Here is a 22,471-nt window from a genome sequence, read left to right as displayed (position 1 = left end):
GGAGGTCTGCGAGAGCGTCAGAAGATGAGGTCGTAGATGTTCCAGCCACCGCCGACGAGCGTACGGCCGTCCGGCACCACGGTGCCGTTCCTGACGACGCCCTCGTACGCGTAGAGCTTGCCGGAGGCGTCCCGGGCGACGACGTCCGGGACGCTGTACGCGCCGAGGTCGGCGGTGCCGGCGATCGCCGTGTACGTGTTCCATCCGCCGCCGACGCGCTGGCGCGGCTGGTACGGCTGCGTGGTGTTCGTCGCCGTGACGGTCTTGGGGGCGTACTTCCACAGCACGCCGGCCGTGTCACGGGCGAGGGCGCCGCCGTCCTGGGGGGTCAGCGCGGAGTAGGTGTTCCAGCCGGCGCCGACCCGGACGCGGGCAGCGAAGGGCTTGGTGACGTCACCGGTCTTCTTGTAGAACCACAGGACTCCGGCCTTGTCACGGGCGACGAGGTCGCCGTCGCGGCCGACGAGGGCGGTGTACTCGTTCCAGCCGCCGCCGACACGCACGCGGGGCGCGAAGGGAGCGGAGGGCTTGCCGGTGCCCTTGTAGTACCAGAGGACACCTGCCTTGTCGCGGGCGACGAGGTCGCCCCGGCCGTCCGCCGTGGCGGTCGTGACCGGGGTGACGGCCGTGTAGGCCCCCCAGCCGCCGCCGACCTTGGTACGGGTCGCGAACGGCTTGCCGGTCTTGCCCGTGCCCTCGTACCGCCACAGCACGCCGTCGTTGTCGCGGGCGTGGAGCGCGGCGCGGCGCCAGGCGTCCGGCGTGCCCTGGACGACGTCGAGTCCGACCTTGCCGTCGGCGACGACCTTGCCGGTCTCGTCCGTGAGGGTGACGGGCGCGTCGAGGGAGCCGATCCAGGCGAGGGTGTCGGGCAGATCGAGCGTCACGGCGTAATGGATCCGCGGCGCGGCCGGCTTCACAGGCAGGTCGAGGACGACGCGCGCCGGGCCGTCCTCGTCGAGGCTCGTGCCCTTCCAGGAGCACGGCACGGCGGCGGCGCCGTCGACCGAGCAGGTGGACTTGATCTGCGCGGCCGTGCGGTAGTCGGTCCACCCGCCGACCGGCCAGTTGGTGATGGGCAGGGTGATGCGGGCCTTCAGCTGCCCCGTCGTGTCGGGCATCAGCGAGGCCGTGATGTCGAGCGTCACGGGCCCCTCGGCCCCGGCGGGCACCGTCAGCCGGCCACCCGGCTGGGTGATGAAGCCGAGGTCCTCGGCCCCGGCCGCCGCGGCGGCCCGGGTCGGTGCGGTGACGGCGAAGGCCTGCGCTCCCCCGAGCGCCACCGGTGCGATACCGGCCACGAGAGCCGTCGCCACCACTACTGCCGAACGCATGCGTGTCATGGAAATCCCCCCGGATTCACGTGAGTTGCAAGAGCGGGAAGAGCCAACCCGCCCTCATGTTCACCTGTAGGACACGCGTGTTCCATGGATGGTTGCACGTGATCCACGGTGGATTTCTGACCGCTGTGACAGATGACGTGGAAGTTGCTCGACACGCGCATGTGACGGCTGCTTGACTCGTCGGTCCACCTGGGGAGGGGAGGCGCAGTCATGCGCAGTGGGGCGAAGATCGCGATCGTCGGGGGCGTGTTCGTCGTCGTGGCGAGCGGCGTCGGGTACGGGGGCTACAACCTCTGGAACGGGATCACGGGCGGCGAGACCTCCGTGGGCGTCAACGCCGGTGACGCGCCGAAGTCGGGGCCCGTCACCCCCGACGAGGTCACGGCCACCGCGAAGGACTTCCTGGCGGCCTGGGCCGCCGGGGAGTCGGACAAGGCGGCCCAGCTGACCGACGACCCGGTCACGGCGGGGCCGGCGGTCGCCGCGTACCGGGAGGGCGCGAGCGTCTCGAAGGCGGTCATCACGCCGGGGACGCCCGCCGGGGCGACGGTGCCCTTCACGGTGAAGGCGACCATCACGTACGGGGGCGTGTCGAAGGACCTGTCGTACGCCTCCGAACTCACCGTGGTGCGCGGACAGACCACCGGCCGGCCGCTCGTGAAGTGGCGGCCGACCGTGATCCACCCGAAGCTCACCGCCGCCGGGTCGCTGCGGACGGGCGAGGCGAAGACGCCCGCCATCAAGGCCGTCGACCGCAACGGGGTCGAGCTGACGGCGGAGAAGTACCCCTCGCTCGGGCCGGTCCTGACCGAACTGCGCAGGCGGTACGGGTCGAAGGCGGGCGGCAGCGCCGGCGTCGAGACCTGGATCGACTCGGGCAGCGAGGGGGTCGCCGACACCCCCCTCCTCGTCCTGTCGAAGGGGAGGCCCGGCACCCTGGAGACCACCATCGACGCGGGCGTCCAGGCGGCGGCCGAGAAGGCGGTCAAGAGCTTCGACTCGGCCTCGGTGGCCGCGATCGAGCCGTCGACGGGGGCGATACGGGCGGTCGCCAACAATCCCGCCAAGGAGTTCAACACCGCGCTCATGGGGCAGCAGGCGCCCGGCTCGACGATGAAGATCGTCACGGCGACGATGATGATGAAGAACGGTCTGGCCATGCCCGGCAGCCGGGTCGAGTGTCCGCCCGACGTCATGTCGAGGGGCCGGACCTTCCACAACCTCAAGGACTTCAGCATCACCGGCGGCACCCTGACCGACGCCTTCCGCCGCTCCTGCAACACCGCCTTCATCAAGGCGATCACCAAGCTCAGCGACAAGGGCGTCGCGGACACCGCCCTCGGCGCGACCGCCCGCGACTCCTTCGGCATCGGCCAGGAGTGGAACATCGGCGTCCAGGCCGCGGACGGCTCCGTGCCCGAGTCCGCGGGCGCCGAGACCCCCGCCTCGTACATCGGCCAGGGCAAGATCACGATGAGTGCCCTGAACGTCGCCTCGCTCTCCGCGACCGCGAAGAACGGCGGCTTCCTCCAGCCGTACCTCGTGGCGCGGGAGCTCGACGACCGTCCCTTCGCCACCGCCGACCGCCTCCCGTCCGAGATCGCCGCCGGCCTGCGCCGGATGATGAACGCCGCGGCGACGAACGGCACCGCGGCCGAGGCGATGGCGGGGGTCCCCTCCCCCAAGGGCGCGAAGACCGGCTCGGCCGAGCTCGACGGCCAGTCCGCCTCCAACAGCTGGTTCACCGGCTACTCCGGCGACCTGGCGGCCGCGGCCGTCGTCCAGGCGGGCGGCCACGGCGGCGACGCGGCGGGCCCGGTGGTGGCGCAGGTCCTGAAGGCGGGGTGAGTCCCCGTAACCGGGTCGCCTGCCCCCTACACGTACCGCTAGCGTGCGGGCCATGACGACGTCACACGCCGATGCCCACCCCCAGTTCGCCGCCGCCCTCCAGGACTTGGGACTCGACGTCGAAATCCGGCGCTTCCCGGACGAGACGCGGACCGCCCGGCAGGCCGCCGAGGCCATCGGCTGCGAGGTCGCCGAGATCGTGAAGTCGCTGATCTTCGCGGCCGACGGGGTGCCGGTCCTCGTCCTGATGGACGGCGCCTCGCGGGTGGACGTCGAGCGGGTGCGGCAGGAGCTGGGCGCGGAGAAGGTGACCCGGGCGGACGCGAAGGCGGTCCGGGAGACGACGGGGTACGCGATCGGGGGCGTGCCGCCGTTCGGGCACCGGACGAGGACGCGGGTCCTCGCCGACCGGGGCATCCTCGACCACACGGTGGTGTGGGCGGCGGCGGGCAATCCGCACACGGTCTTCGCGATGGACCCGAAGACGCTGGTCGCGCATGCCGGCGGCGCGCTGGTGGACGTCCGCGAGCTCTCGGCGTGACGCCGCTCGTCACGCTCGCGGTCCTCGTCGCGGCGGTCACGCACGCCGGCTGGAACGCGATGGCGAAGAGCATCAAGGACCAGCTGCTGTCCTTCACCCTGATCGCCGGCGGCGGAGCACTGATCGGCGCGATCGTGGCCTGCTTCGCGCCGCTGCCGGCGGCGGGGGCGTGGCCGTACCTGATCGCCTCGGCGGTCCTCCACGTCGCCTACTACGTCCTGCTGATGCGCTCGTTCACGCTCGGCGACTTCGGCCAGATGTACCCGATCGCGCGCGGTACGGCCCCGCTGGTCGTGACGGTCCTCGCGGCGGTCTTCGTCCACGAGCTGCCGGACGGCTGGCAGTTGCTCGGGGTGGGGGTGGCGTGCGCGGGCCTGACGGGCCTCGCGCTGTGGGGCATCCGGGGCGGCGGGAGCCGGCCGGACTGGCCGGCGCTGGTCGCGGCGGGCGCGACGGGCCTGTCGATCGCCCTGTACACGGTCGTGGACGGCGTCGGCGTCCGTGCCTCGGGCACGCCGCTGGGCTACATCGGGTGGCTGATGGTCCTGGAGGGCCTGGCGATCCCGGCGTACGCCCTGTGGAAGCGGCGCTCGGCCCTCCTCCCCCAGCTCCGCCCGTACGCGGCCCGCGGCCTCCTCGGCGCGGCCCTGTCGGTCGCGGCGTACGCCCTGGTCCTGTGGGCCCAGACGAAGGCCCCGCTGGCTCCGATCGCCGCGCTGCGCGAGTCGTCGATCATCGTGGGCGCGGCCATCGGCGCGGTCTTCTTCAAGGAGCGCTTCGGCGCCCCGAGGGTCGCGGCGGCGGGCCTGATGGTGGTGGGGATCGGCCTGATGCTGCACGCGGGGTGAGCCTCGCGCGGGGACGCCGGGACGCTCATTCCGCCTCGGGGACCACCTCGGCGAACGAGGTCACGAACGTCGATCGGCTGGGCACGGAGGAACGGCGACGACGTGCTGGCCCTGACCGACGAGGGCCGGACGGCGCACCGGCGGATCTCCGAGCGGGTCGGAACCCTGAGGCTCCGCCTGATGGAGTGCCTGTCGCCGGAGGAGCACACGATCCTGAGGGAACTCCTCCGGCGACTCGCCGCCCTGGCCGTCTGAGCGCCCCGCTCAGCCCGTGGTGCGGGTCACCGGGATCCACAACTGGGCGTCGGAGTGGGCCGGGTCCTCCTGGGACGGGCGGGTGCGGAGGATCTCCGGGCCCGGGCGGTACTCGTACGGGTTGGACGGGATCCACCGGGCCGCCACGTCGCCCCACATCTGCTGCAGGGCCTGCGGGAACGGGCCCGTGTTCTCGAACACCGCCCAGGTGCCGGCCGGGCAGTCCAGGGCGTCGAGGTCCTCGGGGAGCTCGGCGGTGCTCGTCACCACCGCGTGGTAGTAGTCGAGTTCGCTGCCCTCCTCGAAGCCGTCCGAGAGGCGGACCGTCGCCGACACCACGCCCTCCGGGTCCTGGTCCGACAGGCCGGCGATCCGCAGCATCGTCTCCGGCGGGATGCCGCGGATGTGGTCGGCGATGTGCGGGTTGACGCCCTGGTAGATCAGCGGGACGCGGGCCTTCTTGCCGACGACCCGGAATGCTTCCTTCTCCACGATGCGGTACCGCATGGTGCTGTTCCCTTCGACGGTGAGGCGGAAGGAGAGCCGGGGCTGCGAGTTCAGAGCCGCGCCGGTGCGCCTGGCCTCGCCCGGACCGACGCCGTGCACGGCGCGGAACGCCCGGGCGAAGGCCTCGCCCGAGGTGTAGCCGTAGCGGACCGCGATCTCCAGCAGGGTCGGCTCCCCGGCGAGGACTTCGGCCCCCGCGACGGTGAGCCGCCTGCGCCGGACGTACTCCGACAGCGGCATCCCCGCCAGCGACGAGAACAGCCGCCGGAAGTGGTACTCCGACGTGAGCGTGATCCGGGCCAGCTCCGAGACGTCGATGGACTCGTCGAGACGGGTCTCGATGTGCTCCATGGCCTGGTTCAGTCGATCCAGCAACCCCGGCCTCCTTCCCTTTCGCTCACCGACGTTAGGAAGGAGCATGCCTGCCGGACCCGACATTCCCTGCCCGCTCCGGTCGGGTCCGGGCCCTAGTCGGCCAGCACCTCCGCGAAGTGCGTGTTCACCGCGAGCAGGCCGCCGTCCACGCGGAGGGTCGTGCCGGTGATCCAGGAGGCGTCCCGCGAGGCCAGGAAGGCCACCGCCGCCGCCACGTCCTCGGGGGTGCCCACGCGGCCCAGGGGGTAGACGCGCGTGGCCAGGGCCTTGAGTTCCGACTCCTTGCCCGCCCACGCCCTCGTCGCGATCGTGCCCGGGTTGATCTGGTTGACCCGCACCCCGCGCGGCGCCGCGTCCCCCGCCAGGGTGCGGGTGAGGGACGCGAGGCCCGCCTTGGCCGCGCTGTACGCGTGGTTGCCGAAGTCCGCCTCCGCGTTGACCGAGCCGATCGTGACGATCGCCCCGCGCCCGCCGGCCTCCGCGAGGTGCGGCATGGCCGCCCGGGAGCAGCGGACGGCGCCCATGAGCGTGACGTCCAGCTGGCCCGTCCAGTTCGCGTCGGGCTCGTCCTCGAAGCGGTCCCGGTCGGCGGCGACCGGGGCCAGGGCGTTGTTGACCAGGACGTCCAGGCGGCCGAACGCCTCGACCGCGTACGCGACCGCCGCGTCGACCGACGCCTGGTCGCCGACGTCGCAGCGCAGGGCCTCCGCCCCGGGGAGCTCCCCGGCCGTGCGGCGGGCCGCCGCCTCGTCGACGTCCGTGACGAGGACCCGCGCGCCCTCGGCCGTGAGCCGCCTGGCGGTGGCCGCGCCGATGCCGCGCGCCGCGCCGGTGATCAGTACCGCGTATCCCTCGAACCGCCGGGTGAGTTCCATGCGGCGATCACAGCATCCTGCGGCCCGCCCGCACCAGTGCGCGTACTTCGTCACCTTGCCCTCGCGCCATCCGCCGGCGATCGGCTAGGTTCGCAGTTTTCGTCGAGACTTGGGGGGACCCATGGGGCAACTGATCGCCGTCGCGGTCATCACCGTCCTGGCCGTCATCAGCCCCGGCGCGGACTTCGCGATGACCGTCCGGAACAGCTACCTGTACGGGCGGACCGCCGGCGTCCTCGCGGCCGTCGGGATCGCGGCGGGCGTGCTCGTCCACGTCACGTACACCATGCTCGGCGTGGGCCTGCTGGTGTCGCGGACGCCGATGCTGTTCACCGCGATGAAGCTGATCGGCGCCGCGTACCTGGTGTACATCGGGTACAAGACGTTCGTCGCCAAGGCCACCCGGGTCGACGTGGACCAGACGGACGAGACCGGGCTTTCGAAGGCCGGGGCCCTGCGCACCGGGTTCCTGACCAACGCGCTCAACCCGAAGACCATGCTCTTCGTGCTCAGCACCTACACCCAGGTCGTCAGCGCCGACACGCCCCTCGTCCAGCAGGTCGGCTACGGCCTGTTCATGTCGTTCGCGCACCTGGTGTGGTTCGGTCTCGCCGCGGTGTTCTTCTCCCACACCAGCCTGCGGACCCGGCTGTTGCGGAAGCAGGCCGTGCTGAACAAGGTCATCGGGAGCGTGCTCGTCGGGCTCGGGATGGTGCTCGCGCTCACGCCCGCCGTGGCCTGACGGGTCAGCCGGTCACCGACCGCACCGCGCGCACCAGCGCCTGGGCGCGCGGGTCGGCCGTGACCGTCTTGCGCATGCCGTTGGTGACGTACCCGAAGGCGATCCCGGCGTCCGGGTCGGCGAAGCCGAGCGAGCCGCCGCGGCCGGGATGGCCGAAGGAGGACGGGCCGAGGAGCGGGGACGCCGGGCCGTGCAGCATGTGGCCGAGGCCGAAGCGCGTGCCGACGAGCAGCACCCGGTCCGTGCCCGCGGACTCCTCGGTACGGGCCAGGGTGAGGGTCGCCGGGGCGAAGAGCCGCTCGGCGCCGCCGACGGGGCCCAGGGTGGCGGCGTAGAAGCGGGCGAGGGCGCGGGCGGTGGCGACGCCCGCCGAGCCGGGCAGTTCGGCGGCACGGTAGACGGGGTCGTTCTCGTCGGGCCTGGGGTCGATGACCTCGAAGGCGCGCCGGGTGAGGGAGTCCGGGTTCTGGTAGGCCTCGGTGACGGAGCGTTTGGGGCGGAGCTTGAGCTCCCCGCTGCCCGGCGGGGCGGTCTCCTCGACGGGGCCGAGCCGGCCGACGCGGTGGGCCTCGGCGTCGGGCAGGCCGATCCACAGGTCGAGGCCGAGGGGGCCGGTGATCTCGTCGGCGACCCAGCGGCCGATGGTGCGGCCGGTGACGCGGTGGACCAGGCCGGAGAGCAGCCAGCTGAAGGTGTGGGCGTGGTAGCCGTGGGCGGTGCCGGGCTCCCAGACGGGGGCCTGGGCGGCTATCGCGCCCGTCGCCGTCGGGAGGTCGACCGCCTCGGCGAGGGTGAGCGGCCGGTCGAGGACCGGGACGCCCGCCCGGTGCGCGAGGAGCTGCCGTACGGTCACCCGGTCCTTGCCGTGGGCCTTGAAGTCGGGCCAGTACGAGGCGACGGGGGCGTCCAGGTCGAGCAGTCCGCGCTGGTGCAGGAGGAGGGGTACGGCGGCGGCGACGCCCTTGGTGGCCGAGCGGACCACCTGCGCGGTGTCGGCCGTCCACGGGTCCGTGCCGTCGGCGTCGCGGCTTCCCGCCCACAGGTCGACGACCTTCACGCCGTCGCGGTGGACGGCGACGGCCGCGCCGCGCTCGCCCCGCTGCTCGAAGTTGCGCAGGAACGCGTCCCTGACGGGCTCCCAGCCCGCCGCCACCGTGCCCTGGACGTCCACCTGTGCCACCACTTCCTGCTCGTGTTTCCGGCTTCCCATGGTGCAACGTGGACGGCCGGGGTCCGATTCCGGGGTGTCAGGCCACCGACTGCGGTACGAAGCCGAACGGCAGCTCCAGGCGGTGCCGGGCCATCAGCTCCTCGTCGGCGAGGATCCCGCCGGTGGGGCCGTCGGCGGCGATGACGCCCTCGCTGAGGATCACCGAGCGCGGGCAGAGCTCCAGGGCGTACGGCAGGTCGTGGGTGACCATGAGGACGGTGACGTCCAGCGTCCGCAGGATGTCGGCGAGCTCGCGGCGCGAGGCCGGGTCCAGGTTGGAGGACGGCTCGTCGAGGACGAGGATCTCCGGCTCCATGGCGAGGACGGTCGCGACGGCGACCCGGCGGCGCTGCCCGAAGGAGAGGTGGTGCGGGGGCCGGTCGGCGAACCCGGCCATCCCGACCTTCTCCAGGGCGCGCAGGACGACCGCGTCGAGTTCGGCGCCGCGGACGCCCGCCGCCGCCGGGCCGAAGGCCACGTCCTCGCGGACGGTCGGCATGAACAGCTGGTCGTCGGGGTCCTGGAAGACGATGCCGACCTTGCGCCGGATCTCGGCCATGTGCTTCTTGCCGACGGGCATCCCGGCGACGGTGACGGTGCCCGCGCCGCCGGTGAGGATGCCGTTGAGGTGGAGGACGAGGGTGGTCTTGCCGGCGCCGTTGGGGCCGAGGAGCGCGACCCGCTCGCCGCGGCCCACGGTCAGGTCCACGCCGAAGAGGGCCTGGTGGCCGTCGGGGTACGCGTACGCGAGGCCGGAGACCTCGAGAGAAGGTGTCACAGGGTCCATCCCAGGAGGCAGATCAGGAGTGCGGTGAGCGGCAGGGCGGCGGCGTACGTCCACTGGGCGCGGGTGGCGGTCACCTCGTCGATGACCGGCATGGTGCCGGCGTAGCCGCGGCTGACCATGGCGAGGTGGACGCGTTCGCCGCGCTCGTACGAGCGGATGAAGAGGGCGCCGGCGGACTTGGCGAGGACGCCCCAGTGGCGGACGCCCTTCGCCTCGAAGCCGCGCGAGCGGCGGGCGACGGACATGCGGCGCATCTCGTCGGTGATGACGTCGCCGTACCGGATCATGAACGAGGCGATCTGGACCAGCAGGGGCGGCAGCTTGAGCCGCTGGAGGCCGAGGACCAGGGCCCGCAGTTCGGTGGTCGAGGCGAGGAGCACGGAGGCGGCGACGCCGAGGGTGCCCTTGGCGAGGACGTTCCAGGCGCCCCACAGGCCGGGGACGCTCAGCGGCACCCCGAGGACCGTCGTCTGCTCGCCGGGGACCACGAAGGGCATGAGCAGCGCGAACGCGACGAACGGGATCTCGATGAGCAGCCGCTTCAGCAGGAAGCCGGCCGGGATCCGGGCCTTCGCCGCGACGGCCCCGAGGAGGACGGCGTAGAGGGCGAAGGCCCAGACGGCCTCGCGGGGCGTCGAGACGACGACCACGACGAAGCCGAGGACGGCGGCGAGCTTGGTGTGCGGAGGCAGCTCGTGGACCGGCGAGTGCCCCTGCCGGTAGAGCTTGTGGGCGTGCCCCGCTCCCATGTCAGGCCTCCAGGGAGGCGGTCTTGCGGCGGCGGACCACCCAGAAGGCGCCCGAGCCGACGGCGAGGGTCGCGCCGACGCCGATCATCCCGGCGAGACCGCCGGAGAGCCGGGGGGCCTCGACGCCCTTGACGCCGTAGTCGGCGAGCGGGGAGTCCGCGGAGGCGTGCTTCCCGACGTTCTTGTCGATGCCCTGGTCGGCGGCGACCTTCTCCAGGCCGTCGGGGCTGGCGGAGGCGTAGAAGGAGACGAAGCCGGCGAGGACGAGGGCGGTGACGAGGCCGCCGATCCACAGCTTCTTCGGGGAGCCCTTCTCGACGGGGGCCGGGGCCGCGTCGACCAGCTCGCCGTCGACGCGGAGCTTGAGCGGCGCGGTCAGGCCGCGGGCGCCGTACACGAGGTCGGGGCGGACGGCGACGACGGCGCCGACGGTCAGCATGGTGATGACGGCCTCGCCGACGCCGATGAGGACGTGCACGCCGACCATGGCCGTGAGGACCTTGGGGACGGGGACGTCGGTGGTGCCGCCGATCGCGTAGATGAGGGTGAACGCGGTGGCCGCGGCCGGCACGGAGACGAGCGCGGCGACGAACGAGGCCACGGTCACCGAGCGGCGGGTGCGCGGCAGGACGAGGACCAGGCCGCGGAAGAGCGCGTAGGCGACGACGACGGTGACGACGCCCATGACGGTGATGTTCACGCCGAGGGCGGTGAGGCCGCCGTCGGCGAAGAGGATGCCCTGCATGAGCAGGACGACGGCGATGCACAGGACGCCGGTCCAGGGCCCGACGAGGATCGCGGCGAGCGCGCCGCCGAGCAGGTGCCCGCTGGTCCCGGCGGCGACCGGGAAGTTCAGCATCTGTACGGCGAAGATGAACGCCGCGACGAGCCCGGCGAGGGGCGCGGTGCGCTCGTCCAGCTCGCGGCGGGCTCCGCGCAGGCCGGCGGCGACGGCGCCGGCGGCGACGACACCGGCGGCGGCCGATACGGGGGCGTTGATGAATCCGTCAGGTACATGCACGTCCGGAATTCTAAGACGCTCCTGCGAATGGGTTGCAAGAGCGCATCACTCACAGAACCCCGGCGCACGAGCGCGCACGACCCCGCGCGCGTGAGCCCGTCCGCGTCTCCCGCCCCGCGCACGTGAGCCCGCCCACACCTCCCGCCCCACAGGCATGCGCCGCGCCCCCACCGGGAAGGAGTGGGACATTGGTAGATAGAGGACAAACGGTGAGGAGTCACCATGGTTGCCGTAGACGATCACGCAGTCGACGACCATGCCAAGGGACGCATCATCAGCGACGCCCCTCTCTCCCGCCCGGTCCCCGTGGCCCTCCGCTACGATCCCGGCCGCTCCCCCGCGACCGTCCGCTTCGTCTTCCCCGACGCCGTCGAGTGGTCCTTCCCGCGCACCGTCCTGGAGACGGGCATGCGCACCCCGACCCGCCGCGGCGACATAGGCGTCTGGCCCTGCGGCCGGGTGCAGACGGTCGTCGAGCTCCACCAGGACGGCGGCGTCACGGTCGTGCAGTTCGACACGACGGCCCTGTCGCGCTTCCTGAAACACACGTACGCCGCCAGTACGTCGTCGATGACGACACACTGACGGCGTCCGTACGGATCGGGCCGAGGGTCAGACCTTCACGAGGTCCGGCCTGGCTGCGTCCGGCTCACCCGTCGACGTGGCGAGGCTCTCGCCCTCCACGTCCACGTTCGGCAGGATCCGGTCGAGCCACTTCGGCAGCCACCAGGCCTTGTGGCCCAGGAGCGCGAGCACGGCCGGGACGATCGCCATGCGGACCACGAAGGCGTCGAAGAGGACGGCGGCGGCCAGGCCGAAGCCGATCATCTTGACCATCTGGTCGTCCATGCCGATGAAGCCGGAGAAGACCGCGATCATGATCACCGCGGCGGCGGTGACGACCCGGGCGCTGTGCCGGAAGCCGGTCACGATCGCCTCGCCGGGCCGCTCGCCGTGCACGTACGCCTCGCGCATCCGGGTCACGAGGAAGACCTCGTAGTCCATGGCGAGACCGAAGACCACGCCCACCATGAAGATCGGCATCATCGACATGATCGGGCCGGTCTGCTCGACCCCGAAGAGGCTGCCGAGCCAGCCCCACTGGAAGACCGCGACGACCGCGCCGAGGGCGGCGACCACCGAGAGCAGGAAGCCGAGGGCCGCCTTCAGCGGCACGAGGACCGAGCGGAAGACCAGGGTCAGGAGCACGAAGGCGAGGCCGACGACGAGCGCCAGGTACGGCACGAGCGCGTCGTTCATCTTCTGCGAGAAGTCGATGTTCATCGCGGTGGCGCCGGTGACGAGGACGTCGTCGCCGGTGGCGTCGCGGATGTCGTGGACCAGGCCCTCGGTGGCGGTCGAGGACGGGCGGTCCTTCGGGATCACCGTGATCATGGCGGCGTCGCCGGCCTTGTTCGGGGTGGCCGGGGTGACCGCGGCCCAGCCGTCGAGGCCCTTGATCGTGGAGACCGTCCGGTCGGCGGTCGCCTTGTCCCCGTCCACGACGACGAGCAGCGGGCCGTTGAAGCCGGGGCCGAAGCCCTCGGACAGCGCGTCGTACGCCCGGCGCTCGGAGGTGGAGGTCGGCTTGACGCCGTCGTCCGGCAGGCCCATCTCCAGCGAGGCGGCGGGCACGGCGATCGCACCGAGGCCGAGGACGCCGACGATCAGCACCATCAGCGGACGGCGGATGACGAAGCGGGCCCAGCGGGTGCCGCCGTTGGGCTTGTCGCTCTTCGCGGGAGCCGTGCCCTTGCGCTGCTTGCGGCCGACGACCTTGTTCCCGGCGAAGCCGAGCAGCGCGGGGATCAGGGTGAGCGCGATCAGTACGGCGATCACGACCGTGCCGGCGGCGGCGAAGCCCATCTTCGTCAGCATCGGGATGTTGACGACGGCCAGGCCGACCAGGGCGATGACGACGGTGAGTCCGGCGAAGACGACGGCGGATCCGGCCGTGCCGACCGCGCGGCCCGCGGCGTCCTCGCGGTCCCGGCCGTCGGCGAGCTCCGCGCGGTAGCGGGAGACGATGAAGAGGGCGTAGTCGATGCCGACGGCGAGGCCGATCATCGACGCGAGCGTGGAGGTGGTGGTGCCGAGGTCCAGGACGTTCGCCAGCGCCGTGATCGACGAGACGCCGATGCCGACGCCGATGACGGCGGTGAGCAGCGGGAGCCCGGCCGCGACGAGCGAGCCGAAGGTGATGACGAGCACGATGCCGGCGAGGACGATGCCGATGGCCTCGCTCGCGCCCTGCTCGGGCATGGTCTGGAGGGCGTCGCCGCCGATCTCGACGGTCAGGCCCTTGCCCTGGGCGTCGTGACCGGCGTCCTTGAGGGCGTCACGGGTCGCGTCGGTCAGCTCCATCCCGTTGACCTTGTAGGAGACCGAGACGTAGGCGGTGGAGCCGTTCTGCGAGACGGCGTGCGCGGTGTACGGGTCGGTGACCTGGACGATCTGGTCCGAGCCGGACTTGAGCGCGGCGACGGTCTCCTCGACGACGGCCTTGTGCGCCGGGTCGGTCATCTTCTCGCCCGCGGGGGCCTTGAAGACGACGCGGGCGGTGGCCCCGTCGGCTCCGGCGCCCGGGAAGCGCTCTTCGAGCAGGTCGAAGGCGCGCTGGGCCTCGGTGCCGGGGATCGAGAAGGAACTGGAGGTGGGCGTGGACGCGGTGGCGGCACCGACGCCGGCGATCGCGAGCAGCGCCACCCAGAGGAGGGCGACGAGCCGGCGGCGCCGGAAGGCGGTGCGGCCCAGCTTGTAGAGGAACGTGGCCACGGGGGCGTACTCCCGGTGTGGGGTGGGACAGGGCATGGGGAGCCGGCCCGACGGCGTGAGCGGTGCGACGTCAGGTGGAGAGGGGTGGTGCGGGGTGGTGCGGGGTCAGAGGCCGAGTGAGGGGAGCACGACGGCGTCGACGTAGGCGCTGAGGAAGGCGCGGTCGACGGTCTGATCGTCGATCAGCGGCCGGGCGATGAACGCACCGATCAGCATGTGCGGGACGAGTTTCAGCGCCGGGTTCCCGGCGTCGACCTCACCCCTGCGGACCGCTCGGTTCAGCACTTCGTCGAGGCCGGTCATCTCGGGTTCGACGAGCAGCTCGCGGAGCGCCCGGTGCAGTTCGGGGTTGGCGTGGACGGCATGGGCGAGGCCCCGCATCAGCGCGGAGTCCTTCTCCATCTGGCAGTCGTCGGTCTGCGCCACCATCTCCTGGAAGTCACCGCGCAGCGAACCGGTGTCGATCTGGGTGAGATCGGCGGGCTTGTTCGCGCGCAGCGCCCTGGCGACCAGCTCCGGCTTGCTCCCCCACTGGCGGTAGAGGGTGGCCTTGCTGGAGTGGGTGCGGGCGGCGACGGCGTCCATGGTGAGGGCGTCGTAGCCGACCTCGCGCAGGAGGTCGAGCACGGCTCCGTACAGCTCGGACTCCCGCTCGGGAGTGAGCCTGCTGCGAGCCATGCGAACCTCCGGACCGAACGAAACGGTTTCGTACAGTACGAAGATACCCCCGCCGTCAGCGAAACGAAACCGTTTCGTACGTGTCCTGGCCCACACGGGCGCCGACACCCCACAGGACGCCCGCATACACGTACGAGTTGCCTCACCCCGTCCGCGCGGAAAGCATGAGGAGGTGAGTGACGACGTCGCGTATCTCCGTTTTCCGCACCTCCACGACGACCTGCTGTGCTTCGCCGCCGAGGACGACCTGTGGATCGCCCCGCTCGTCCCCGAGGGCCACCGCCCCGGCCGGGCCTGGCGCCTCACCGTCGACCGGACGCGGGTCGGCCACCCGCGCTTCTCGCCGGACGGCCGCCACATCGCGTACACGAACTGGCGCAGCCTCGATCCCGAGATCCATCTCGTCCCCATCGACGGCGGCCCCGCCCGGCGGCTGACCTACTGGGGCTCCACCGACACCCGGGTCTGCGGCTGGACGCCCCCCGACAAGGACGGCCGCTCCGACATCCTCGCCGTCTCCTCGCACGGGCAGCCCTTCTCGTACTACTCCTGGGCCTACACCGTCCCCACCGACGGCTCCCCCGGCCTCCGCCTGCCCTGGGGCCCGGTCTCGGACATCGCCGTCACCGGCGACCCCGCGATCTGCGGGACCGGCGGCGAGCGCCGGTCCCTCCTCCTCACCGGGAAGCCGCCGCACGAACCGGCCTCCTGGAAGCGGTACCTCGGCGGCGCCACCGGCCGCCTCTGGCTCCACGGCGAACGGCTCCTTCCCGACATCGGCGGCCACCTCGACGCCCCCATGACCGTCGGCGGCCGGATCGCCTTCCTCTCCGACCACGAGGGCATCGGCAACGTCTACTCCTGCCTGCCCGGCGGCACCGACCTGCGCCGCCACACCGACCACGACGACTTCTACGCCCGGCACGCCTCCAGCGACGGACGCCGGATCGTCTACCAGTGCGCCGGCGACCTGTGGATCGTCGACTCCCTCGCCGCCGAAGCCCGCCCGCGCAAGCTGGAGGTGCGGCTCGGCGGCCAGCGCGTCGGCCGGCGCTCCTACCAGGTGCCGGCCGCCCACCACGTCGACGCGGTCTCCGTCGACGAGACCGGCCGCGCCTCCGCCGTCTCCGTACGCGGCAGCCTCTACTGGCTCACCCACCGCGACGGCCCCGCCCGCACCATCATCGACACCCCCGGCGTCCGCGTCCGGCTCCCCGAGATGCTCGGCAGCAGCGGCCAGGTCGCGTACGTCACCGACGCCGACGGGGAGGACGCCGTCGAAGTCGCCTACCTGCCGCGCGCCAGCGGCGACCGGCCGCCCCGCCGCCTCGCCTCCGGCGACCTCGGCCGGGTCGAGGAGATGGTCGCCGACCCGGACGGCGAGCGGCTCGCGATCGCCTCGCACGACGGCCGGCTCCTCCTCCTCGACGCGACCGAGGAGTCCGGCGGCGAGGAGGCCGACGGTGAGGAGGCCGACGGTGAGGAGGCCGACGGTGAGCCGTCCACCGGCGAGACGTCCACCGGCGAGGTCACCGAACTCATCCGGTCCGTCAACGGGCCCGTCCGCGACCTCGCCTTCTCCCCCGACGGCGACTGGCTGACCTGGTCCCACCCCGGCATCGGCCGCTCCCTGCGCTCCATCAAGATGGCCCGGATCTCGGGCCCCGGCGCCCGCACCGTCGTCGACGTCACCAACGGCCGCTTCGAGGACGAGAACCCGGTCTTCACCCGCGACGGCCGCTACCTCGCCTTCCTCTCCTGGCGCGGCTTCGACCCCGTGTACGACGTCCACACCGGCGACCTGTCGTTCCCGCTCGGCTGCCGCCCCTACCTCGTCCCGCTCTCCTCCGCCACGCCCTCCCCCTTCGCGCTGCTCCCCGACGGGCGCCCGGCGGCCGGCGGCCTCGACCCCGCCGACGACGACACCGAGAGCGCCGACGGCACGGTCACCGTCGAGATCGAGGGACTCCCCGAGCGGGTCACGCCCTTCCCTGTCGCCGCCTCCAAGTACTCGGCGCTGCACCCGGTCAGCGGCGGCGGCCTGGTCTGGCTGCGCTGGCCCATCTCCGGCGCGCTCGGCGAGACCTTCGCCAACCCGGCCGACACCTCGGGCAAGCCCACCCTGGAGCACTTCTCCATCACCAAGGCCCGCAAGAGCGAACTCGCCAAGGACCTCGACTGGTTCGCGGTCAGCGGCGACGGCACCCGGCTCGTCGTCGCCGACGAGGGCGAACTGCGGGCCGTGCCCGCCACCGAGTCCGGGGACGGCGACTCCACCGTCTACCTGGACCTGCGGCGCATCCTGCACGAGATCGACCCCGGCGCCGAATGGCGGCAGGCCTTCGACGAGGCCGGCCGGATCGTCCGCGCCTACTTCTGGGAGCCCGAGATGGGCGGCGTCGACTGGACCGCCGTCCTCGACCAGTACCGGCCCCTCGTCGAACGGGTCGCGTCCCCCGACGAGTTCGCCGACCTGCTCCGCGAGGTCATGGGCGAACTCGGCACCTCGCACGCCTACGTCACCCCCGCCCGCCGCAACGAGGGACCCCCGCACTACCAGCGACCGATGGGCCTGCTCGGCGCCAACCTCGTTCCCCGCGAGGCAGGTTGGACAGTCAAACGCATCCTCCCCGGCGAGTCCTCCGACTCCAAGGCCCGCTCCCCGCTCGCCGGCACCGGCATCCGCGAGGGCGCCGTCCTCACCCATGTCGACGGCCGGCCCGTCGACCCCGTCACCGGCCCCTACCCGCTGCTCTCCGGCACCGGCGGCACCACCGTCGAGCTCACCTTCACCCCCGCCGAGGGCGAGGGCCGCGCCCGCCGCGTCGCCGTCGTCCCCCTCGTCGACGAACGGCCCCTGCGCTACCAGGACTGGGTCGCCAAACGCCGTGCGGTCGTACGGGAGATCAGCGGCGGGCGCTGCGGCTACCTGCACATCCCCGACATGGGCGGCTCCGGCTGGGCCCAGTTCAACCGCGACCTGCGCATGGAGGTCTCCCGGCCGGCCCTCATCGTCGACGTGCGCGGCAACGCCGGCGGCAACATCAGCGAGCTCGTCATAGAGAAACTCACCCGCCGGATCCTGGGCTGGGACCTCACGAGGAACGCCCAGCCCGTGTCGTACGCCTCCAACGCCCCGCGCGGCCCCGTCGTCGCCCTCGCCGACGAGGCCACCTCGTCCGACGGCGACATGATCACCGCCGCGTTCAAGCTGCTCGGCCTCGGCCCGGTCGTCGGGCAGCGCACCTGGGGCGGGGTCGTCGGCATGACAGGCCGCCACCGGCTCGGCGACGGCACCCAGATCACGGTGCCGATGAACGCGGCCTGGTTCCCCGAGTACGGCTGGTCCCTGGAGAACCACGGCGTCGAACCCGACCTCGCGGTCCTCCGCACCCCCCTCGACTGGGCCGAGGGCCGGCACGCCCAGCTCGACGACGCCGTCCACGTCGCCCTCGCCCTCCTGGACGAGACCCCGGCGGCGAGTCCCCCGGGCTACGAGTCCCTCCCGGACCGCTCCCGCCCGAAACTCCCGCCGAGAGCGCCCTAGACGGGCCGGGACGACAGCACACGGGCCGGGCACCCGGCCCGTGCCCCGGCCTCACCCCGGGATCAGCTCGCCGAGGTCCAGCTCGTAGGCGGTGCCCGGTTCGCCGTCGTCGAGGGTCACGCCGCCCACGGCGCCGAAGCCGGCCCGGGCGAGCACCGCGCTCGACGCGGTGTTGCCCAGGGCCACGACGGCGATCAGCCGGCTGAGCCCGTACTCCTCGACGGCCAGCCGGCACACCTCCCGCACCCCTCGGGTGGCGAGCCCCCGCCCGGTCGCCTTCTCGGCGAGCCGGTAGCCGAGCTCGGCGCTGCCCGCGCCGGCGTCCACGTCGACGAGGTTGACCCGTCCCACGATCTCCCCGCCCTCGGCGACGAGCACATGGAAGTGGATCTCGCCCGCCTCCTGCGCCTCGATCAGCTCTTGGTGCCTGTCGTCGAACTCCTCGAAATACGCGTCCCCCCGGTCGGGCACCCGCGCGGCGAAGTACTCCCGGTTCTCCCGCTCGAAGGCGAGCAGCGCGGGCGCGTGGTCGGGTCGGAGTCGCTCAAGTACGGCCATGGCCGCCACGGTACGAAGATCCGCCGCCCGGTGCGTACAACTTTTTCGGTCCCGACCGTTCCGCGCGGACGCGCGAAGGCGCACCCGGAATCCCGGGTGCGCCTCCGTCAAGGACGGGCCGACGTCAGGCGTCGAAGTCCATGTCCATGCGGTCCTGGGCCTCCTGCTGGGCCCGGCGCATCTCCTCCTCGGACCGCTCGCGGCCCTTGGAGGCGCGCTGGGAGGCCTCGTCCTTCGCCCCCTGCATCTTCTTCTTCGTCTGCTGTGCCTTGTTCTGCATCTCGTCCTTGATGCCCATGCGGGTTCACTCCTAGAAGGGTGTGAGGGGAACGGGGCGGGACTCCGCCCCTAGGGCCTCATCAGACTGACACGTCAGGACAACGCACGCATGTCGGTCGATTACGGACGGCTACCGCGGGGAGGAAGCCGGGGAGGAACCCTCCGCCCGCGCCTGCTCGTCCGCCGCGCCGCCCGCGCCCACCAGACCCTTGGAGACCGAGCCCAGACGCGGTTCGAAGCGCCGCATCTCGCGCTGTCCGACCGTGGCGATCAGGCTCGGCAGGTAGCCGCGGACCGACTGCATCCCGCGCAGCCACCACTGCGCGTACACATGGGCGGAGCGCCGCTCGATGCCGGCCACGATCCGGTCGACGGCCGGGCCGAGGGGGTACGTGCGGTTCGACGGCCACGGCAGCCGCTGCCGCAGCTCCTTCATCACGTCGTCCTGGTCCGCGCCCCGCACCATGTCCGTGTCGGTCCACGACAGGTAGCCGACGCCGACCTTCACGCCCTTGTACGCGACCTCGGCGCGCAGGCTGTGCGCGAAGGCCTCGACGCCCGACTTCGACGCGCAGTACGCCGTCATCATCGGCGCGGGCGTGATGGCCGCGAGCGAGGCGATCTGGAGGAAGTACCCCCGGGACTCCATGAGGACCGGCAGGAACGCCCGGCCGGTCACCGCGCCGCCGATCAGGTTGACCTCGATGACCCGCCGCCAGGCGGCCGGGTCGGAGTCGACGAACGGACCGCCCGCCGCGACACCGGCGTTGGCGACGACGATGTCGACCTTCCCGAAGCGCTCCTTCACCTCGGCCGCGACCCGGGCCATCGCCTCGTGGTCGGTGACGTCGGCGTGCCACCAGTCGGCCTCGGTGTGCAGCCGCCCGGCGACCTCCTTGAGCTGCTCCGGCTCCAGGCCGACGAGCGCGATCTTCGCGCCGCGGGCGGAGAGCTTGCGGGCGAGGAGCTCGCCGACCCCGCGGGCCCCGCCGGTGACGACCGCGACCTGTCCTTCCAGGCTCACCCTGCTCATGCCCCTGCCTCCTCGTTCTCCTTCACGCCCAGGTACGTGAGGGTCAGTTCGCGGATCTGCGCGGTGACGGCCTCCGGGGCCTCCACCGGCGTCATGTGGCCCATGCCGGCCAGCTGGACGAGGCCCGTGCAGTGCGGCAGCGCCTCCGCCATCGCACGCGCGTGGACGGACGGCGTGAGCCGGTCGGCGGTGCCGACGAGCACGGCCACCGGCAGCCGGAGCTCCCGCAGGCCCTGTTCGAGGTCGAGGCCGGCCAGGACCTGCGACCAGCCGTACCGGGCGCCGCGCGGGCAGGCGTGCACGATCCGGGCGCAGGCCTCGACCCGCCCGGGCGCGGAACCCGGTCCCATCGTCGCGTACTTCAGGATCTTCTTCGAGACGGCGTTGACCGGGCCGAGCGGCGCCTTCGCGCCGAGGACGGCCTTGGTGAGGCGGGTACGGAGACCGCCGGGCCCGAGCGGTACGACGGTGGCCTCGGAGGTCAGCCGGGAGGGGCCGGTGGAGCAGAGCAGGACGGCGGCGGCGTGCGCCCGGAAGCCGGGCCGGCCGGCGGCCGCCATCATCGTCATGCCGCCCATGGAGTGGCCGGCCAGGACGGCCCGTTCGCCGGGGCCGAGGGTGGCCGCGAGCACCGCCTCCAGGTCGTCGGCGAGCGCCGTCGTGGAGTAGCCGGCGCCGCCGGTCGCGGCGGGCGCGGGGGACCTGCCGTGGCCGCGCTGGTCGTAGGCGATGACCCGGTGGTCGGCGGCGAGGGACCGTATCTGCTCGGCCCAGAAGGCGATCGAGCAGGTCCAGCCGTGGGAGAGGACGACGGCGGGCGCGCCCTCGGGGCCGTACACCTCGACGTGGATCGGGGTGCCGTCGGCGGAGACGGCGGTGAGGGCGCGGGGCGCGGGAAGGCTCTGGAGCGTCACTTGGCGGTCTCCTTCTTCCGGGACGTGCGGGCCGGCTTGGGGGCCGGCTTGGGGGCGCGGATCACCTCGTACTCGGAGAGGTCGACCTGCCGGGTCTCGCGCCGGAACTCGGCCGTGGTGCCCGGCCACAGGGTGGTGTTGCGGCCGCTGGCGTCGAGGTACCAGCTGTTGCAGCCGCCGGCCTTCCACACGGTCCGCTCCATCCGGGCCTGGACCTTGCGGTTCCAGGCGTTGACGGCGGAGGGGCGGACGGCGAGGGCGGCGCGGCCGCCGAGGACGTCGAGCTGGCGGAGGTAGTCGGCCATGTAGTTCAGCTGGGACTCGATCATGAGGATCATGGAGGAGTTCCCGAGGCCGGTGTTCGGCCCGATGATCATCATGAGGTTGGGGAAGCCGCCGGAGGTGGCCCCGCGCAGCACCTGGACGCCGTCCTTCCAGGACTCGGCGAGCGTGTGCCCGTCGGCGCCGACGATCCGCTCGGCGATCGGGATCTCGGTGACGTGGAAGCCCGTGCCGAACACGATCGCGTCGACCTCGGTCTCGGTGCCGTCGGCGGCGACCACGGTCGAGCCGCGGACCTCGCGGAGGCCGGAGGCGACGACGTCGACGTTGGGCCGGGCGAGCGCCGGGTAGTACGCGTTCGACAGCAGGATGCGCTTGCAGCCGATGCGGTACGAGGGCGTCAGCTTGGCCCGCAGCACGGGGTCCTTGATCGACCGCGCGATGTTCGCCTTGGCGAGCTTCTCGACCAGGCCCAGCTCGTTCGGGTGCTTGGTGAAGGCGCCGACCTGGAGCTCGCGGATGCCCCAGAGGACGCCCCGGCGCAGGGTCGCCGTGGCCGGGAGCGCGCGGTGCAGCCAGCGCTCGGCGCCGCTGATGGCGCGGTCCGTGCGGGGCATGACCCACGGGGGCGTCCGCTGGAAGAGCGTGAGCCGCCCGACCTCGCGCTGGATCTCGGGCACGATCTGGATGGCGGAGGCGCCGGTGCCGACCATGGCGACGCGCTTGCCGCGGAGGTCGTAGTCGTGGTCCCACCGCGCGGAGTGGAAGACCTTGCCGGGGAAGTCGGCGAGGCCCGGGATGTCGGGGATCTTCGGGTCGGAGAGCGGCCCGCCGGCGGAGACGAGGACCTCGGCGCTGAAGCCGCCGCCGCTGGTCTCGATCTCCCAGCGCAGCGCCTCGGCGTCCCACGTCGCCTTCAGCACCTCGTGGCCGAGGCGGAGGTGCGGGCGGATCCCGAAGGTGTCGGTGACGTGCTCCAGGTAGGCCCGGATGTGGCGCTGCCCGGAGAAGGTGCGGGGCCAGTCCGGGTTGGGCGCGAAGGAGAAGGAGTAGAGGTGGGAGGGGACGTCGCAGGCGCAGCCGGGGTAGCTGTTGTCGCGCCAGGCGCCGCCCACGGAGTCGGCCCGCTCCAGGACGACGAAGTCGGTGATCCCCTCACGGCGCAGCCGGACGGCGGCCCCGATGCCGCCGAATCCCGACCCGATCACCGCCACCCGTACGTGCTCGTGCTTCGCCATGCCGCCTCCCGTGCGCCCGGCCAAGATTCCGCCAGCAATCACTGGCACAGTGGGGACTGTAGAGCA

Annotated in this window: 21 protein-coding genes; 7 read left to right on the top strand and 14 right to left on the bottom strand. The window is 72.6% G+C overall.

Annotation, left to right across the window (positions count from 1 at the left end; genetic code table 11):
* Positions 1 to 17: 17 nt before the first annotated feature.
* A complete protein-coding gene (locus GGE06_RS34185) occupies positions 18 to 1,334 on the bottom strand; it encodes a tachylectin-related carbohydrate-binding protein (protein ID WP_147321089.1) in 1,317 nt (438 codons plus the stop codon).
* Positions 1,335 to 1,553: 219 nt separating this feature from the next.
* On the opposite strand from GGE06_RS34185, the gene GGE06_RS34180 reads away from it, so the two are divergent.
* From GGE06_RS34180 to GGE06_RS34165, 4 genes are all read left to right on the top strand, one after another.
* Positions 1,554 to 3,191 carry a penicillin-binding transpeptidase domain-containing protein gene (locus GGE06_RS34180; RefSeq protein ID WP_184932598.1) on the top strand — a complete coding sequence of 546 codons (1,638 nt, stop codon included), beginning with the start codon at positions 1,554 to 1,556 and terminating at the stop codon, positions 3,189 to 3,191.
* Between the two features lie 52 nt (positions 3,192 to 3,243).
* Positions 3,244 to 3,732: a YbaK/EbsC family protein gene (locus tag GGE06_RS34175; protein WP_184932596.1), complete on the top strand. Its 489-nt coding sequence runs from the start codon at positions 3,244 to 3,246 to the stop codon at positions 3,730 to 3,732.
* Complete coding sequence (locus tag GGE06_RS34170) at positions 3,729 to 4,580, top strand: EamA family transporter (protein WP_116160524.1); 852 nt, start codon at positions 3,729 to 3,731, stop codon at positions 4,578 to 4,580. The genes GGE06_RS34175 and GGE06_RS34170 overlap by 4 nt, the downstream gene beginning before the upstream one ends.
* Before the next feature lie 102 nt (positions 4,581 to 4,682).
* Entirely contained in the window at positions 4,683 to 4,835 is a 153-nt protein-coding gene (locus GGE06_RS34165) for a winged helix DNA-binding protein (RefSeq protein WP_181924613.1), read from the top strand.
* A 9-nt stretch (positions 4,836 to 4,844) separates the two neighbouring features.
* Here the strand turns inward: GGE06_RS34165 and GGE06_RS34160 are convergent, their stop codons facing one another.
* Together GGE06_RS34160 and GGE06_RS34155 are read right to left on the bottom strand one after the other, a co-directional pair.
* On the bottom strand, positions 4,845 to 5,717 hold the full coding sequence (locus tag GGE06_RS34160) for an AraC family transcriptional regulator (protein ID WP_184932595.1): 873 nt from the start codon (positions 5,715 to 5,717) through the stop codon (positions 4,845 to 4,847).
* A gap of 92 nt (positions 5,718 to 5,809) precedes the next feature.
* A complete protein-coding gene (locus tag GGE06_RS34155) occupies positions 5,810 to 6,592 on the bottom strand; it encodes an SDR family NAD(P)-dependent oxidoreductase (RefSeq protein ID WP_184932593.1) in 783 nt (260 codons plus the stop codon).
* 121 nt (positions 6,593 to 6,713) lie between these two features.
* Here GGE06_RS34155 and GGE06_RS34150 point away from each other — a divergent pair, with 121 nt between their 5' ends.
* The gene (locus tag GGE06_RS34150; protein WP_116160521.1) at positions 6,714 to 7,334 is read left to right on the top strand and encodes a LysE family translocator; all 621 of its coding nucleotides are present in this window, start codon (positions 6,714 to 6,716) and stop codon (positions 7,332 to 7,334) included.
* Between the two features lie 4 nt (positions 7,335 to 7,338).
* On the opposite strand, the gene GGE06_RS34145 is transcribed toward GGE06_RS34150, so the two are convergent.
* Genes GGE06_RS34145 through GGE06_RS34130 form a run of 4 tightly spaced genes read right to left on the bottom strand, consistent with a single transcriptional unit; the run spans position 7,339 to position 11,101 of the window.
* The gene (locus tag GGE06_RS34145) at positions 7,339 to 8,544 is read right to left on the bottom strand and encodes a serine hydrolase domain-containing protein (RefSeq protein ID WP_116160520.1); all 1,206 of its coding nucleotides are present in this window, start codon (positions 8,542 to 8,544) and stop codon (positions 7,339 to 7,341) included.
* 37 nt (positions 8,545 to 8,581) lie between these two features.
* Complete coding sequence (locus tag GGE06_RS34140; protein WP_116160519.1) at positions 8,582 to 9,331, bottom strand: energy-coupling factor ABC transporter ATP-binding protein; 750 nt, start codon at positions 9,329 to 9,331, stop codon at positions 8,582 to 8,584.
* Positions 9,319 to 10,080 (bottom strand): cobalt ECF transporter T component CbiQ, encoded by a 762-nt coding sequence (cbiQ, locus tag GGE06_RS34135; protein WP_116160518.1) that lies wholly within the window; start codon positions 10,078 to 10,080, stop codon positions 9,319 to 9,321. Before cbiQ ends, GGE06_RS34140 begins: the two co-directional genes overlap by 13 nt.
* 1 nt (position 10,081) lies before the next feature.
* The gene (locus GGE06_RS34130; RefSeq protein WP_116160517.1) at positions 10,082 to 11,101 is read right to left on the bottom strand and encodes an energy-coupling factor ABC transporter permease; all 1,020 of its coding nucleotides are present in this window, start codon (positions 11,099 to 11,101) and stop codon (positions 10,082 to 10,084) included.
* Positions 11,102 to 11,323: 222 nt separating this feature from the next.
* On the opposite strand from GGE06_RS34130, the gene GGE06_RS34125 reads away from it, so the two are divergent.
* Complete coding sequence (locus GGE06_RS34125; RefSeq protein ID WP_184932592.1) at positions 11,324 to 11,686, top strand: SsgA family sporulation/cell division regulator; 363 nt, start codon at positions 11,324 to 11,326, stop codon at positions 11,684 to 11,686.
* A gap of 27 nt (positions 11,687 to 11,713) precedes the next feature.
* On the opposite strand, the gene GGE06_RS34120 is transcribed toward GGE06_RS34125, so the two are convergent.
* Both GGE06_RS34120 and GGE06_RS34115 read right to left on the bottom strand, forming a co-directional pair.
* On the bottom strand, positions 11,714 to 13,876 hold the full coding sequence (locus GGE06_RS34120; RefSeq protein ID WP_116160515.1) for an MMPL family transporter: 2,163 nt from the start codon (positions 13,874 to 13,876) through the stop codon (positions 11,714 to 11,716).
* 105 nt (positions 13,877 to 13,981) lie between these two features.
* Entirely contained in the window at positions 13,982 to 14,554 is a 573-nt protein-coding gene (locus GGE06_RS34115) for a TetR/AcrR family transcriptional regulator (protein ID WP_116160514.1), read from the bottom strand.
* 172 nt (positions 14,555 to 14,726) lie between these two features.
* On the opposite strand from GGE06_RS34115, the gene GGE06_RS34110 reads away from it, so the two are divergent.
* The gene (locus tag GGE06_RS34110; RefSeq protein WP_184932591.1) at positions 14,727 to 18,101 is read left to right on the top strand and encodes a S41 family peptidase; all 3,375 of its coding nucleotides are present in this window, start codon (positions 14,727 to 14,729) and stop codon (positions 18,099 to 18,101) included.
* A 51-nt stretch (positions 18,102 to 18,152) separates the two neighbouring features.
* Here GGE06_RS34110 and GGE06_RS34105 read toward each other — a convergent pair whose 3' ends face one another.
* The 5 genes from GGE06_RS34105 to GGE06_RS34085 all read right to left on the bottom strand — a co-directional run bounded on the left by GGE06_RS34105 (position 18,153) and on the right by GGE06_RS34085 (position 22,405).
* On the bottom strand, positions 18,153 to 18,659 hold the full coding sequence (locus tag GGE06_RS34105; RefSeq protein ID WP_116160512.1) for a GNAT family N-acetyltransferase: 507 nt from the start codon (positions 18,657 to 18,659) through the stop codon (positions 18,153 to 18,155).
* A 124-nt stretch (positions 18,660 to 18,783) separates the two neighbouring features.
* Positions 18,784 to 18,957, bottom strand: a complete 174-nt coding sequence (locus GGE06_RS34100) for a hypothetical protein (RefSeq protein ID WP_181924612.1) — start codon at positions 18,955 to 18,957, stop codon at positions 18,784 to 18,786.
* Positions 18,958 to 19,068: 111 nt separating this feature from the next.
* A complete protein-coding gene (locus GGE06_RS34095; protein WP_116160511.1) occupies positions 19,069 to 19,971 on the bottom strand; it encodes an SDR family oxidoreductase in 903 nt (300 codons plus the stop codon).
* The gene (locus GGE06_RS34090) at positions 19,968 to 20,885 is read right to left on the bottom strand and encodes an alpha/beta fold hydrolase (RefSeq protein ID WP_116160510.1); all 918 of its coding nucleotides are present in this window, start codon (positions 20,883 to 20,885) and stop codon (positions 19,968 to 19,970) included. The genes GGE06_RS34095 and GGE06_RS34090 overlap by 4 nt, the downstream gene beginning before the upstream one ends.
* Complete coding sequence (locus GGE06_RS34085; RefSeq protein WP_184932590.1) at positions 20,882 to 22,405, bottom strand: flavin-containing monooxygenase; 1,524 nt, start codon at positions 22,403 to 22,405, stop codon at positions 20,882 to 20,884. The genes GGE06_RS34090 and GGE06_RS34085 overlap by 4 nt, the downstream gene beginning before the upstream one ends.
* Positions 22,406 to 22,471 lie beyond the last annotated feature (66 nt).

The organism is Streptomyces nymphaeiformis (genome assembly GCF_014203895.1).
In the GTDB taxonomy this organism is placed as follows: Bacteria; Actinomycetota; Actinomycetes; order Streptomycetales; family Streptomycetaceae; genus Streptomyces; species Streptomyces nymphaeiformis.
The sequence above is the reverse complement of the archived record's forward strand: the minus strand, read 5'-3'. Positions and strand labels throughout refer to the sequence as shown.